The sequence below is a fragment of the Pseudomonas sp. QC2 genome, from assembly GCF_002859085.1.
GTDB classification, from domain to species: Bacteria; Pseudomonadota; Gammaproteobacteria; order Pseudomonadales; family Pseudomonadaceae; genus Aquipseudomonas; species Aquipseudomonas petroselini.
In genome coordinates this window covers 236,281-249,755 of the sequence record NZ_PKKS01000025.1, presented here as the reverse complement: position 1 = coordinate 249,755, position 13,475 = coordinate 236,281, and the positions used below count along the sequence as shown (strand labels likewise).

General features: G+C 59.7%; 13 protein-coding genes. 6 read left to right on the top strand and 7 right to left on the bottom strand.

All coding sequences use genetic code 11. The features are described from left to right. From QCBJ_RS27715 to QCBJ_RS27700, 4 genes are all read left to right on the top strand, one after another. Complete coding sequence (locus QCBJ_RS27715) at positions 1-729, top strand: adenosylcobinamide-GDP ribazoletransferase (protein WP_102062003.1); 729 nt, start codon at positions 1-3, stop codon at positions 727-729. A gap of 42 nt (positions 730-771) precedes the next feature. Then, a complete protein-coding gene (locus tag QCBJ_RS27710; RefSeq protein WP_015885231.1) occupies positions 772-1,176 on the top strand; it encodes a MarR family winged helix-turn-helix transcriptional regulator in 405 nt (134 codons plus the stop codon). A gap of 63 nt (positions 1,177-1,239) precedes the next feature. Beyond that, entirely contained in the window at positions 1,240-2,439 is a 1,200-nt protein-coding gene (locus QCBJ_RS27705; RefSeq protein WP_162471080.1) for an MFS transporter, read from the top strand. Positions 2,440-2,589: 150 nt separating this feature from the next. Then, entirely contained in the window at positions 2,590-3,141 is a 552-nt protein-coding gene (locus QCBJ_RS27700; protein WP_102062002.1) for a glutathione peroxidase, read from the top strand. Between the two features lie 65 nt (positions 3,142-3,206). Here QCBJ_RS27700 and QCBJ_RS27695 read toward each other — a convergent pair whose 3' ends face one another. The 4 genes from QCBJ_RS27695 to QCBJ_RS27675 form a co-directional block, all read right to left on the bottom strand. After that, positions 3,207-4,502 carry an OmpP1/FadL family transporter gene (locus QCBJ_RS27695; RefSeq protein WP_015885228.1) on the bottom strand — a complete coding sequence of 432 codons (1,296 nt, stop codon included), beginning with the start codon at positions 4,500-4,502 and terminating at the stop codon, positions 3,207-3,209. Positions 4,503-4,648: 146 nt separating this feature from the next. Further along, complete coding sequence (locus tag QCBJ_RS27690) at positions 4,649-5,131, bottom strand: hypothetical protein (RefSeq protein WP_015885227.1); 483 nt, start codon at positions 5,129-5,131, stop codon at positions 4,649-4,651. 278 nt (positions 5,132-5,409) lie between these two features. Beyond that, positions 5,410-5,631 carry a hypothetical protein gene (locus tag QCBJ_RS27685; RefSeq protein WP_024076751.1) on the bottom strand — a complete coding sequence of 74 codons (222 nt, stop codon included), beginning with the start codon at positions 5,629-5,631 and terminating at the stop codon, positions 5,410-5,412. A gap of 443 nt (positions 5,632-6,074) precedes the next feature. Then, a complete protein-coding gene (locus tag QCBJ_RS27675) occupies positions 6,075-6,380 on the bottom strand; it encodes a hypothetical protein (protein WP_015885226.1) in 306 nt (101 codons plus the stop codon). Positions 6,381-6,837: 457 nt separating this feature from the next. Here QCBJ_RS27675 and QCBJ_RS27670 point away from each other — a divergent pair, with 457 nt between their 5' ends. Both QCBJ_RS27670 and rmuC read left to right on the top strand, forming a co-directional pair. Further along, positions 6,838-7,161 carry a hypothetical protein gene (locus QCBJ_RS27670; RefSeq protein ID WP_015885225.1) on the top strand — a complete coding sequence of 108 codons (324 nt, stop codon included), beginning with the start codon at positions 6,838-6,840 and terminating at the stop codon, positions 7,159-7,161. Between the two features lie 175 nt (positions 7,162-7,336). Beyond that, on the top strand, positions 7,337-8,701 hold the full coding sequence (gene rmuC / locus QCBJ_RS27665) for a DNA recombination protein RmuC (protein ID WP_175538080.1): 1,365 nt from the start codon (positions 7,337-7,339) through the stop codon (positions 8,699-8,701). A 25-nt stretch (positions 8,702-8,726) separates the two neighbouring features. Here rmuC and QCBJ_RS27660 read toward each other — a convergent pair whose 3' ends face one another. The 3 genes from QCBJ_RS27660 to QCBJ_RS27650 form a co-directional block, all read right to left on the bottom strand. Next, positions 8,727-12,197 (bottom strand): PAS domain-containing hybrid sensor histidine kinase/response regulator, encoded by a 3,471-nt coding sequence (locus QCBJ_RS27660; protein ID WP_102062001.1) that lies wholly within the window; start codon positions 12,195-12,197, stop codon positions 8,727-8,729. Between the two features lie 118 nt (positions 12,198-12,315). Further along, positions 12,316-12,699, bottom strand: a complete 384-nt coding sequence (locus QCBJ_RS27655; protein WP_043205714.1) for a YbaN family protein — start codon at positions 12,697-12,699, stop codon at positions 12,316-12,318. A gap of 20 nt (positions 12,700-12,719) precedes the next feature. Further along, positions 12,720-13,307: a YecA family protein gene (locus QCBJ_RS27650; protein ID WP_015885221.1), complete on the bottom strand. Its 588-nt coding sequence runs from the start codon at positions 13,305-13,307 to the stop codon at positions 12,720-12,722. Positions 13,308-13,475 lie beyond the last annotated feature (168 nt).

The window sequence follows — 13,475 nt, the reverse complement described above, 5'->3', positions numbered from 1 at the left end:
ATGCTGCCATTCTGGATCGCCCTGCAATTTCTCAGCAGCCTGCCGATTCGCCTGCCGGGCATGCCGCAGCCTCAGGAGCTGGGCCGCTCGTTGCTGTTTTATCCCGTCGTCGGTGTGTTGTTCGGTGTGCTGTTGTGGGCCCTGAACACTGCATTGATGGGCGCGCCACTGTTGCTGCATGCCGCACTGTTGCTGACGGCCTGGGTGCTGCTCAGTGGCGGCCTGCACCTGGACGGTCTGGCGGACAGCGCCGATGCCTGGCTGGGCGGCTTCGGCGATCGCGAGCGAACGCTCGCGATCATGAAGGACCCGCGTAGCGGGCCGATTGCCGTGGTCACGCTTGGGCTGGTGCTGCTGCTCAAATTCACCGCCTTGGTCGCCTTGATCGAACAGCAGAACGGCGCCGCACTGATCCTGGCTCCGTTGATCGGCCGCGCATCGATGCTGGCGCTGTTTCTCACCACGTGCTATGTGCGTGCTGGCGGATTGGGCCAGGCATTGTCGGATCATTTACCGAGGATCGTCGGCCAACAGGTGCTGGTCCTCAGTGGGCTGGCGTGCATCCTGATCGGCGGCTTCAGCGGTGGAGTTGCGGTATTGCTCGCGGCGATCTGTTTTATCGGGCTGCGCCAACTGATGGTCAATCGCCTGGGCGGCACCACGGGCGACACCGCGGGCGCCTTGCTGGAGCTGCTGGAAGTCGCGGTATTGGTTGGCTTGGCGCTGTAACACTTTCTTGCATTTCCTTAATCGCGGGTATATACACGTTCCATGCTTGCCTCCCAATGTTTATGTACCAACCTGCGACGTGCCGCCCGTGGCGTCAGCAGGCATTACGACGGCGCCCTTGATGGCTTCGGGATCAACGTCGCCCAGTATTCCTTGCTGTGCAACCTGCAGCGACTCGATCAGCCGAGCATTTCCAACCTGGCCGACGCCATGGGCCTGGATCGCAGCACCTTGGGGCGCAACCTGCGGGTGTTGGAAGGCGAGGGCCTGGTGCAGTTGGTTGAGGGGGATGACTTGCGTAACCGCCTGGTGAAGTTGACCGACGACGGTGAAGCGCGACTCGCCGCCGCATTACCCGCCTGGGAGGCGGCGCAGCAGAAATTGATCGATCAACTCGGCGCGGAAAAACGCGAAACCTTGTTGGCCTTGCTGGACGAACTCGCCTGATCGCGGGTTTGTTCGACTATAAGCGGGTATATACCCGCGAACGGAGAATAAGAAATGACCTCGATGTGGCGCACCAGTGGCTGGATTCTTGTGGGGAGTGCGCTGATCCTGGCGTTGTCGTTGGGTGTGCGACACGGGTTCGGCCTGTTCCTGGCGCCGATGAGCAGCGAGTTCGGCTGGGGCCGTGAAACCTTTGCCTTCGCCATCGCCTTGCAGAACCTTATCTGGGGCCTGGCACAGCCGTTTACCGGCGCCCTGGCCGATCGGTTTGGTGCCACCAGAGCGGTGTTTGTCGGCGGCGTTCTTTACGCGGTGGGCCTGGTGCTGATGGGCATGTCCGATTCGGCGTGGTCGCTGTCCCTGAGTGCCGGCCTGCTGATTGGTATCGGCCTGTCCGGCACCTCGTTCTCGGTGATTCTCGGCGTGGTCGGCCGCGCCGTGGCCCCGGAAAAACGCAGCATGGCCATGGGCATCGCGAGCGCTGCCGGTTCGTTCGGCCAGTTTGCGATGGTGCCGGGCACCTTGGGCTTGATCAGTTGGTTGGGGTGGTCTGCAGCACTGCTGGCGCTGGGCCTCATGGTGGCGCTGATTCTGCCGCTGGTCGCGATGCTCAAGGACCGGCCGTTGCCGGTGATGGCCGGTCAGCAAACCTTGCGTGAAGCGTTGAAGGAAGCCTGTTCCCATTCCGGCTTCTGGTTGTTGGCCTTCGGCTTTTTTGTCTGCGGTTTCCAGGTGGTGTTCATCGGTGTGCATTTGCCGGCCTACCTGGTGGACCAGCACCTGCCGGCCACCGTCGGCACCACGGTGTTGGCGCTGATTGGCCTGTTCAATATCTTCGGCACCTACACCGCCGGCTGGCTCGGTGGGCGCATGTCCAAGCCGCGCTTGCTGACCGGTTTGTACCTGTTGCGTGCGGTGGTGATTGTGCTGTTTCTGTGGGCACCGGTCACCGAAGTCACGGCCTACCTGTTTGGCATGGCCATGGGCTTCTTGTGGCTGTCCACCGTACCGCTGACCAACGGCACCGTCGCGACACTGTTTGGTGTGCGAAACCTCTCCATGCTCGGTGGGATCGTGTTCCTGTTCCACCAGCTTGGTTCATTCCTGGGCGGCTGGTTGGGCGGGGTGGTCTATGATCGTACCGGCAACTACGATTTGATCTGGCAGGTGGCAATTCTGTTGAGCCTGCTCGCCGCGGCGCTTAACTGGCCGGTGCGCGAGCGGCCGGTGGCACGATTGCAGGCGCAGATGGAGGCAGCATGAGCTTAGCGGTACGCGGTGTGATACTTATCGCAGGGTTGGTCCTGGTGCTGCTGGCCTGGTGGGGCTGGCAACACGTCGGGCTGGCGTTGATGCAACTGGGTATGTCGATCTGTTAAGTTCGTAGCCTGAATATTTTGAAGGACACCCGACATGCAGATGCGCTGGCTCGCTGTACCCGTCCTGATGGCAATCGGCAGTGTCGTCTCTGCTGCCAGTTGCCCGCCGCTGCTGGAAGGCCAATTGCCCAAGCTGCGCGCCAAGGAATCCATCGACCTGTGCCAACGTTTTGCCGGCAAACCCTTGGTCATCGTCAATACCGCGAGCTTCTGCGGGTTCGCCCCACAGTTCAAAGGGCTCGAAGCGTTGTATCAACGCTACAAGGGCGAAGGGCTGGAAGTGATCGGCGTGCCGTCCGATGACTTCAAGCAGGAAGCCAAGACCGGTGAAGAGACCGCCAAGGTGTGTTACGTGAATTATGGCGTGACCTTTACCATGACCGAGCCACAAAGGGTCAAGGGGCCGGACGCGGTGCATTTGTTCAAGGTATTGGCGCAGCAGACCGACACGCCGCCGAAGTGGAATTTCTACAAGTATGTGGTGGATCGGCAGGGCAAGGTGATTGCCAATTTCTCCAGCCTGACCAAGCCTGACAGCCCGGAGCTGATCAAGGCGGTGGAGGAGGCGATCGCCTCCAAACCGTGATCGGCGTGCATTAAAAAGCCCCGCCTCCTTTGCAGGAGAGCGGGGCTTTTTTATACGGCGTAGGGTTAGAACTTGTAGGTCAAGCCCAGGCCGAAACCGTTAGCGCTGTTTTCGTACTTGGCGTTGTACGTCTGACGCAGGGCATTGGTGCGCTGCACTTTGACGTCTTCTTCCTTGAGGTACGAGTAAGCCAGGTCGACGGTCATGTTATCCATGACCGCGTAGCCCAGGCCCACACTGAAGATTGTACGGTCGCCAGTAGGGATGCGCGGTGAACGATCGGTATTGTTGGTAGGCGACTGGTCGAAGGTCAGGCCGGTACGCAGTACAACTTGTTTGGTCAGTTGGTACGAAGTACCCACCGCGTATGCCCAAGTGTCATGCCAGTTCTGATCTTCTTTGATAGTACCGACCAGCGCCGGAGCAACGCCGCCGCCGTTGGCAGCGGTGACGCCTTCGTTGTTGACGGTGATGTCTTTCAGGCGGCTCCAACGGGTCCAGGTCGCACCTGCATAGAGTTTCCACGCATCGTTCATGTCCTGAGTGACCGACAGATCCCAGGATTCAGGGGTGTCGATTTTCAGCGAGGCATCGTAACGATTTCCGCGCAGGGCAATGCCTGGAACGCCCGTGCCCGGGGTCACTTCAGTATGGCCTTCGAGCTTGTACTTCACTTTCGAGTGATAAGTCAGGCCCACGCGCGTGGTATCGGTGGCTTGAACCAGAACGCCAAAGTTAAAGCCCAGGGCAGTATCGTCGCCCTTGATCTTGATGTTATTCGGGCCGCTGCCTGGAACCTGAGGCAACGAAACATCCGACTCCAGCACGCCGGAGATCCGGTTGATGGTTGGGCCAAAGCCGATGGAAACCCTGTCGTTAAAGGCATAGCTGACAGTCGGCTGGAAGGTCATGACCTTCACTTCGCTCTTGCTGCCAAAGCCACGGCCCTGGAAGCCATTTTCGTAGTCGGTCACCAAACCGAACGGAGCATAGACGCCGAAACCGATGGCCCACTGTTCATTGAGCTTGTTTGTGTAGAAGCCGAATGGAACGGCGGTGAAGGGCACCATGTCACCTTTGTTGCTACCGGTGGTGTTGGTGTTGCCACTGACGTGGCTGATATCGGTTGAAGCATCAATCGCTGCAACACCGCCCGTGATTTGCTGGCCTTCCAGCCGAGCCATACCGGCAGGGTTACCGTAAACAGTACTTGCATCATCGGCAGAAGAAGAGCGACCTGCGAAACCCGTACCCATCCCGCTGACGCTCTGTTCGTTCAGTGCGAAACCGCTTGCAAACAGTTGGGAGGATGCCATGGCAACGGCGAGGCTAAGTGTGGTCTTGAGCATTACTTTTTTCATTATTAGAACTCCGTGGTGATCACCGCTGCGGAAAGTAACAATAAATTTAAGATCGCGCTATAGGCTGTAATACTGGAGATAGAGCGGTTTTGTAGGACAATCCGACCAGAATTCGGGGTTTTTGGCGAATCTTGCAAATTGCCCGGTCAGCAAGCCACGTGATTCATGGGTGAAACACAGGTTTGCCAGGCTTGAGTGAAATCGCGCAGCCTTCCTTGTGGGTGAAATATTTCTTTCCAGATACGCGCCATTGCCAAGACATCACCGGGCGGTGGCAGGGTGCAGGTGTGTTGTTCAACCAAAAGCCAGGCGATTGCCGTGGCGTAGCGCAGGTTTACCGTCAACTCCAGTTGCGGCGCGCTGAGGAAGGCATGTTGGCTGGCCAGTCCACGCACCAGGCTGGCCCGTTCAGGGTCCAGCGCCAGGTACTTGTCCCATAAATCGCGATGGCGGGGCTCGGTGATGCTGTACAGGCCATGCCCGCGTCGGTCGTGCAAAGCGGAACCGAGTTCCGACTGGCTGGCGGCAATGCCCAGCAGCAGGGACTCAGCCGTCGGGTTATGGCGGCCGAGGTACAGTAATGTCGGCCGGATCACATAACGACACAATTCGCTGGCGGCGATACCCATACGAGCCTCAATCCGTGAAAGTGGTCGGCGAGGCCTGAGGAGGGGGCTTGGCAGCAGTGGATCGGATCTCAGGCTCGCCGGAGGCGGATCATGCCGCCTGAGTTGAAGTGTAGTGTCATATTTGTGATGTAAAGGACTGTTTTTAAAACATCTTATTCATTTAGTTATAACGTTTATATCTATTTGAACTTAATGTCATCACCTGTGCATAAAAGCCAGGCAATAAAAAACCCTGTTTTTTAAACAGGGTTTTTTTATGTTTCAGCGACTCAGGTCGATCAGGCAACCAGTGCCTGACGAGTACGTTCGATCACAGCCTGCAGCGGTTCTGCGCTGGAGTATTGATCGGGGTACAGGCGTTCGCTGTGACGAGCGATGCCGTGTTCATTGACCAGGGTGAAGCTGAAGCAGCCTTTACGAGCGGCCATGATCAGGCAGTTCATTGGGGCAAAAGCATTGGTGAGGGTGCGAATGGCATCCTGAGTATGGATAGTGGACATATTATTGGTGTTCCTACAAATGACACGGTTAAGAACCGTGCAACGTTAAAACGTTCCAGTGACGTTGATCACCATTGATCGAACGAAGAACCCGACTGGAACAAAGCAGCCAGTTTGAAGCGCTAATAAGTTAGGCGCGCTTGGGCTGGCAGGTAGGTACTTAGGAGGGCAGGCAACACAACAGGGGCAAAGGTTCTGGGCCCAGGGTGGAGATCCTGATCAATTTGCAGGCTGGTTCGGTCAGAGTATTGAAACTTCGCGACACCCTTTGTTTGTTCAAAGGCCGTGTCGTCGCAAGTGATACCTGGAAACCATCGAGGTGGTCGATCCCGTGTTGTTCAGGGGAGTTGTTCGACCAGAATTGACTTTCAGCTTGGTACTAACGCCGCGGATAGTAACGGAATGAATCTGGTAATGGAAGGGCTCTGACCAAAAAACTTCAATCAGCCGCCCAGCAGGCCCCGATAGACCAGCACCGTGGTTGCCGCTGCCAACGAGCAGCCCAGCCCGTAAGCTGCGAGGGTCAAGCGCAGGGACTGGCCGGTCTCCACCACTTTCATCACATCGGCCATGTCGTTGATCCGGCCTTCGCCCAGTTCAATGCACAGGCTTACGGCGGTAAACGCCGCCGACAGCAAGATAGCGATGGCAAACAGTGCGCCGTCCGGGGATGGCAGCGCCGCATTGATCCCCAAGGAAATGGCGCAGATGGCCAGTAGCAACACAGCGAATAACAGAATTCCTTTCATCGACCCTTCCAACGTTGCGCTGTAGGTCGGGGAGTGTGGCGAGCCGGGAAAGATTTGAAAAGTCCCTGGTTTGCCCCGGCGGTAACATTTTTGCAGCAAGTTGCTTCAAAAAAAGCCGGCGATATAACCATCGGATGGGTACTTGTGCACATTGGTTGCGCGGGGTGTAACCGCGCTGTCAACTGCACTGCAGCGCCGCCATTTGCCTGCAATGGAAATTTAAGTCAATGAAAAATCTGGCTTTTTTTTATTGGTGAAAAAATCGTCAGTTTGACTGCGGCCCCCATTCCATGGGGGTTTGCGCGGGTTAAAGGGGGGTTGTCCACTGAGTTATCCACAGCTTCTGTGGATTGTCCCGAGCGCTTGCTCTAGAACGGGCGTGCAGAGTTTTTTCAGCTTTACCTGTACGAAAAAAAGAGTAGAGTGGCGCGCCTTCCGTTCTGTCCCACAGTGCTTTATGAAGTTTCGCTCAGTATCACCTTCTGTTACCGACGCCCCTCACACTGTTACCGCCCCCAAGCGCTTTTCCTTGAAAGTGGCTTTGTGGTTGCTCGACAGCCCGCGCCTGGGTCACAACGTCAACGTCAAACACTTCGCCGGGCGCTTGCTCAAGCAGCCGGCCCGTGAAGGCGTGGTCGCTGCCCAAAGTCGCCTGGGCCAACTGATGTGCCGTGAGTGCGGGAATGCCCGTGACCGCCGCATCGGCCACGACCTGCTGCGCCTCGCGGCCCGTGCCGGTGACCGCCGCGCCCAACGTGAACTGGGCCAGGTCGAAGACTGAGCTGTCCTCAGGCCCTGTGCTCCGCTAACCTTGCTTTTTTTCGGTGATGGCAGACATGTCTATGGCGTTTGACTGGACCAGTATTGCCCTTGGCCTTGCTGGCGCTGCTGTGCCGTTATTGGCCCTGTGCTGGCAGCTTCAGCGACGGCTGACCGCGCGCATGACCGGCTGGGAACTGCTCGAAGAGCGTCTGGCCACTGCGCAACTGGCCCAGGAAGGCCTCGCCGCGCAGTTGGATGCCAGTCGCGATGAAATCAGCGACCTGAGCCAGGCCAATGCTGCCAAACAGGCTGACTTGGCGGCTGTGCGCCGCGAGGTCGAACTGCTGCAGATCGACCGCGACAATGCCCGCGACGCCGCGCATGCGTGGAACTTGGACCGCAGCGCCAAGGAGGCCGAGCTACGTCGCCTGGATGCATTGTCGTCCGCCCTGCGCGCCGAACTGCGTGAGCAGCAGGACAGCCATCAACAACGCCTTAACGACCTGCAAGGCTCGCGGGATGAGTTGCGCGCACAGTTCGCCGAGCTGGCGGGCAAGATCTTCGACGAGCGTGAACAGCGCTTCGCCGAAACCAGCCAGGAACGCCTGGGCCAGTTGCTTGATCCGTTGAAGGAACGCATCCAGTCCTTCGAAAAACGCGTAGAAGAAAGCTACCAGAACGAAGCACGCGAGCGTTTTTCCCTGGCTAAGGAGCTTGAACGCCTACAGCAACTGAACCTGCGTCTGTCAGACGAGGCTACCAACCTGACCCGCGCCCTCAAGGGCCAGAAAACCCAAGGCAACTGGGGCGAGCTGATCCTTGAGCGGGTGTTGGAGCATGCGGGCCTGGAGAAGGGCCGCGAGTATCAGACTCAGGTCAGCCTCAAGGGCCCGGACGGCGAGCGTTTCCAGCCGGACGTGCTGATCATGTTGCCCGGCGACAAGCAGGTAGTGGTGGATTCCAAGGTCAGCCTCACCGCTTATCAACAGTACGTGGCAGCGGAGGATGATGTGATCGGCCAAGCGGCGTTGAAGCAGCACGTGCTGTCGCTGCGCAATCACGTCAAAGGCTTGGCCGGCAAGGATTACAAACGCCTGGAAGGCCTGCACAGCCTGGATTTCGTGTTGCTGTTCGTACCGATTGAGGCGGCTTTTTCGGCCGCGTTGCAGGCCGAACCGAACTTATTCCAGGAAGCCTTCGATCGCCATATCGTCATCGTCAGCCCCACCACGTTGCTGGCTACCCTGCGGGTGATCGATAGCCTGTGGAAGCAGGAACGCCAGAGCCAGAACGCCCGGGAAATCGCCGAGCGTGCGGGCTGGCTTTACGACAAATTCGTGCTGTTTATCCAGGACCTGGACGAAGTGGGTAATCGTCTACAACAGTTGGATAAGGCTTACAGCGCCGCGCGTAACAAGCTGACAGATGGACGCGGGAATCTGGTCAGCCGGACCGAGCAATTGAGGTTGCTCGGCGCGCGAGCGAGTAAAAGCTTGCCGGCCGATCTGCTGGAGCGGGCGATGACCGATTCCGACGGCGTGGCCCATCTGCCCGAATAGGTACAAACCAAAATGTGGCACTGACCTAAAGGGGCAGATGCCGACTCAGCAACGCTCGCAACGCCGCCGGCTTCACCGGCTTGGCCAGGTAATCCAGCCCCGCCGCATGCACCTCGGCCACCATTTCCGGGCGGCCGTCGGCACTGATGACCACGCCGGGAATCGGCTCTGCCAATTGCGCGCGCAGCCAGCCCATCAACTCAGTACCGGTCTCGCCATGATCCAGGTGGTAATCCACCAGTGCCAGCTGCGGGCGCACGCCCTCGGCCAGCAGCGCCGCGCATTGCGCCTGGTCGGTGGCGGTCCACACTTCGCAACCCCAGCGCGTCAACAGGCTGCGCATGCCAATCAGGATGCTCTCTTCGTTATCCACGCACAGCACCTGCGCACCGCTCAACGGCAGCCCGGTTTCCTGCGGCGTCTTGACCAGCGGGGTGGCCTGGTTGCGTGCCAGCGGCACGCGCACACTGAACACGCTGCCCTTGCCTGGCCATGAGCGCACGCTCAAGCGGTGGTCCAGCACGCGGCACAGGCCGTCGGCGATCGCCAAGCCAAGTCCCAGGCCTTTCTCCGCGCGGGTCTGGTGGCTGTCCAGGCGCTTGAATTCTTCGAAGATCACCTTCTGTTTATCCTGCGGGATACCCGGGCCACGGTCCCACACTTCCAAGCACAGCTCGCCTTTACGTCGGCGTACGCCCAGCAGCACCGGGCCGTCGGCATAACGGAAGGCGTTGGTGAGAAAATTCTGCAGAATCCGTCGTAACAACTTTATGTCGCTGTCGACGCGCAAACGGCTGCCGCGCAGGCGGAAGCGCAGACCTTGCTCTTGGGCGAGCGCCTTGAATTCCGCGCCGAGGGTGTCGAACAGCTCATTGAGCACAAAGGGCTGGCGCTGTGGGTTGATCTTGCCGTTTTCCAGGCGAGAAATATCCAGTAGGTCGCTGATCAGGTCTTCGGCAGAGCGCAGCGAACTGTCCAGGTGTTGCACCAATTGCCGGGCTTCGCTGGACAGGCCGTCGTTCTGGTGGGAGAGGGCGGCGGAGAACAGGCGCGCAGCATTCAACGGCTGCATCAGGTCATGGCTGACGGCCGCCAGGAAGCGCGTCTTCGACTGGCTGGCAGATTCGGCAACGCCCTTTGCGTCAGTGAGCGCCACGTTGAGCTGGGACAGCTCGTGGGTGCGCTCGGTCACCCGTTGCTCCAGGCCTTCGTTGGCTTCGGTGAGTGCCTGTTCGGCTTCGCGGAACGCGGTAATGTCAGTGAAGCTCATGACGAAACCGCCGCCGGGCATTGGGTTGCCGATCAGTTCGATCACGCGGCCATTGGGGAATAAACGCTCGGACGTGTGCGCGCGGCCCTGGCGCATCCAGTGCAGGCGTCGCGCCACGTGCACTTCGGCCTCGCCCGGCCCGCACAGCCCGCGTTCGGCGTTGTAGCGGATGATGTCGGCAATTGGCCGGCCCACGCTGATCAGTCCGTCGGGGTAATTGAACAGCTCCAGGTAGCGCCGGTTCCAGGCCACCAACTTGAGGGACTGGTCGACCACGCTGATGCCTTGGGTGATGTTTTCGATGGCGCCTTGCAGCAACGCGCGGTTGAACTGCAGCACTTCCGACGCTTCGTCGGCGATGCGTACGACGTCCTCCAACTGCATTTCCCGCCCTTCGATGGCAGCTTTTACCACTGCACGGGTCGAGGATGCACCGAGTACACCGGCCAGCAAGCGTTCCGTGTGGGCGATCCAATCGTTGTCGGCATTCTGGTTGGGGTTGAAGCCTTTACCCTGGCGATAGGCGAAACGGATAAAGCTTTGCTGGGCCCGTTCTTCACCCACAAAGCGCGCAGCCAGGCTCAGCAGATCGCTGATCTGCACGGACAGCATCGAGCGGGCACTGGCGCGCTGGCTGATTTCCTGGCCGATAAAGCGCCCGGCTTGCCAGTGCTCGGACACCCGCGTGCGCGAGAGCATCGAGACCCACACAAACAGCGTGAAGTTACCCGCCAGTGAGAACACGGTGCCCAGGGTCAGCGAAGTGACGGAGAGGCCCAGCGGGTGCGAATGCATCCACGTCAGCCCTGGGAAAAGGCTGAGGGACCAACCCAGGCTTTTCGCCGTCACCGGTAGGACCAAGGTGTAGAACCACAGGAAGGTGCCCGCTGCCAGGCCCGCGAATACACCGCGTCGGTTCGCCTGTTTCCAGTACAGCGCGCCGAGCATCGCCGGCGCCAATTGGGTCACGGCGGCAAAGGCGATCTGGCCGATGGTCGCCAGGCTGGCGGACGAACCCAGCAGGCGGTAACTGACGTAGGCCAGCAACAGGATGATCACGATGCTCACCCGGCGGACCGAGAGCATCCAGTGGCGGAACACTTCGAACGGCCGCTCGGCGCTGGAGCGCCGCAGCAACCACGGCAGCAGCATGTCGTTGGACACCATGGTCGACAGCGCGATGCTCGCCACGATCACCATGCCGGTGGCCGCTGAAGCGCCGCCAATAAATGCCAGTACCGCGAGGGCGGGGTGGGCTTCGGCCATCGGCAGGCTGATGACATAGGAGTCCGGAAGCACCGAGCTAGGCAGCATCATCTTGCCGCCCAAGGCGATCGGTACTACAAACAGCGCGGCAAGAATCAAATACGCGGGAAACACCCACTTGGCCAGGCGCAGGTCCTGCGGGTCGATGTTCTCGACCACCGTGACATGAAATTGCCGAGGCAAGCAGATGATCGCCATCATGGCCACGCCGGTCTGCACCACCATCGAAGGCCAGTTGACGGTCTCCTTCCAGTATTCCTCCAGCCGTGGCGCCAGCATGGCCTGGCTGAACAGGTCGCCGAAACCGTCGTACAGGCCGTAGGTCACAAACGCGCCGACTGCCAGAAACGCGAACAGCTTGACCAGGGATTCAAACGCAATCGCCAGCACCATGCCACGGTGGTGTTCCGTGGCGTCGAGGTTGCGGGTACCGAATACGATAGTGAACAGCGCCAATACCAGCGACACGATCAGTGCGGTGTCCTGCGCGCGCGTGCCGGTGGTGTCGGCACCCGCGCCGATCAGCAGGTTGACTCCCAGCACGATGCCTTTGAGTTGCAGCGCAATATAGGGCAGTACGCCGACCAGGCAGATCAGTGCGACCACCACGGCCAGGGATTGGGATTTGCCGTAGCGCGCCGCAATAAAGTCGGCGATGGAGGTGATGTTTTCCTGCTTGCTGATCAGAATCATCTTCTGCAGCACCCAAGGTGCCAACACCAGCAATAGAACCGGTCCGAGGTAGATCGGTAAAAATGCCCACAGTTGTTCGGCAGCCTGGCCTACGGCGCCGAAGAAGGTCCAGCTGGTGCAGTAAACGGCCAGCGACAGGCTATACACCCAGGCACGTACACGTGGCGGCAAGGGCGCACGGCGACGATCACCGTAGAAGGCGATGGCAAACATAATGGCCATATAGGCCAGGGCAACGGCGGCGATCAGCCCGCTGGACAGCGTCATGGTAACTCCGAGCATAGGAACACCCAGGCATTCCGGGCCCGGTTGGACAGTCTCGCATGATGGCTGGGGTTAGTCAGTGTCGACCAAGGTCGTGTGGGATCGAATGTCGCAGGGGCGCTCAGCGAGGTGGCAGGGTTTTCTGGCGCAGGATGTAGAGTGTCACCAGCACGGCGCTGGTCAGCATGAAGCCACGCGCCCAGGGCAGGGGCACCAGGTAGCAGGAAACACCGATGCTCAGCCACATCAAGCCAATGGCGTAGACCTTGCCTTTGAGGGGGATACCGTTGCCGTCCAGGTAATCACGGATCCACGGGCCCAGGCGCGGGTGTTGCACCAGCCAGTGGTAGAAGCGCGGGGAGCTTCGAGCGAAGCAGGCGGCGGCGAGCAACAGAAAGGGCGTTGTCGGCAATACCGGTAGGAAAATGCCGATCACCCCCAGCGCTACGCTCAACCAGCCGATGGCCAGCAGCACGTAGCGCAGGAGCAGAGAACGATTGCCCATGGGTGTCACGGGCAAGCGACTCAGTGGTGACGTGGCTTGAGGATCGCCGGTTTTTCGTCAGGGGCGTTGCACAGCAGGTACAGCGCGGTCAGGGCTTCCGGGATCTGTACGATCATGTCATCCATCAGGTTGGCGTCGGCGGCGATGTCGGAGAACTCCGGCTGGTCGTCGAACAGGCCCGAACCGACCATGATCGGCAGCAGCATTTCGCTGACTTCTTCCTCGGCGGTTTCGAACCAGGCGGCTTCGCGCAGGAACACGCCTTCCATGAAGCCGATGCACCAGCCGCGCAGGTCGGAATCATCTGGCTCTTCGCCCAGGTCCAGCTCGCATGGCAATTCGAATTCCTCGTCGGAGGCCAGTTGGCGACCGATGTGGGCCTTGAGGGCCAGCAGGGTGGATTCGATTTCTTCGCGCTGGGCGGCGTCGGCGTAGTGCGGCTCTTCGGCGAACAGTGCGTCGATCCATTCGCGGTCGGGCACGACCTCGGAGCAGATCGACAGGGCGGTCAGGTAGCCGTGGGCGGCCACGTAGTCCAGCGCCTCGTCATGCAGCTCATCGGCGTCGAGGAAGGCTTGCAGGCGGGTTAGTTGCTCAGCGAAGGACATTGAAGGACTACCTTGGGAATAAACGATGCTGAATTCTAGGCCTTCTTGAGCGCCCAGGCCAGCCACACTGCATATTTGCCAGGTTTTAGATAGCGCTCGCTGTTCGTCAGTGGCGCCCTTTGCCGGGTATCGCTCGGGTATACTGCCGCGTTTTGTGATGCCCTTGCA

What these genes read in the sequence shown, in the direction of transcription:
- QCBJ_RS27705 (WP_162471080.1), top strand. Translation starts at nt 1,240, where the DNA reads ATGTGGCGCACCAGTGGCTGGATTCTTGTGGGGAGTGCGCTGATCCTG.
- QCBJ_RS27695 (WP_015885228.1), bottom strand. Translation starts at nt 4,502, where the DNA reads ATGAAAAAAGTAATGCTCAAGACCACACTTAGCCTCGCCGTTGCCATG.
- QCBJ_RS27710 (WP_015885231.1), top strand. Translation starts at nt 772, where the DNA reads ATGCTTGCCTCCCAATGTTTATGTACCAACCTGCGACGTGCCGCCCGT.
- QCBJ_RS27685 (WP_024076751.1), bottom strand. Translation starts at nt 5,631, where the DNA reads ATGTCCACTATCCATACTCAGGATGCCATTCGCACCCTCACCAATGCT.
- QCBJ_RS27675 (WP_015885226.1), bottom strand. Translation starts at nt 6,380, where the DNA reads ATGAAAGGAATTCTGTTATTCGCTGTGTTGCTACTGGCCATCTGCGCC.
- QCBJ_RS27690 (WP_015885227.1), bottom strand. Translation starts at nt 5,131, where the DNA reads ATGGGTATCGCCGCCAGCGAATTGTGTCGTTATGTGATCCGGCCGACA.
- QCBJ_RS27670 (WP_015885225.1), top strand. Translation starts at nt 6,838, where the DNA reads ATGAAGTTTCGCTCAGTATCACCTTCTGTTACCGACGCCCCTCACACT.
- QCBJ_RS27660 (WP_102062001.1), bottom strand. Translation starts at nt 12,197, where the DNA reads ATGACGCTGTCCAGCGGGCTGATCGCCGCCGTTGCCCTGGCCTATATG.
- QCBJ_RS27715 (WP_102062003.1), top strand. Translation starts at nt 1, where the DNA reads ATGCTGCCATTCTGGATCGCCCTGCAATTTCTCAGCAGCCTGCCGATT.
- QCBJ_RS27700 (WP_102062002.1), top strand. Translation starts at nt 2,590, where the DNA reads ATGCAGATGCGCTGGCTCGCTGTACCCGTCCTGATGGCAATCGGCAGT.
- QCBJ_RS27650 (WP_015885221.1), bottom strand. Translation starts at nt 13,307, where the DNA reads ATGTCCTTCGCTGAGCAACTAACCCGCCTGCAAGCCTTCCTCGACGCC.
- QCBJ_RS27655 (WP_043205714.1), bottom strand. Translation starts at nt 12,699, where the DNA reads ATGGGCAATCGTTCTCTGCTCCTGCGCTACGTGCTGCTGGCCATCGGC.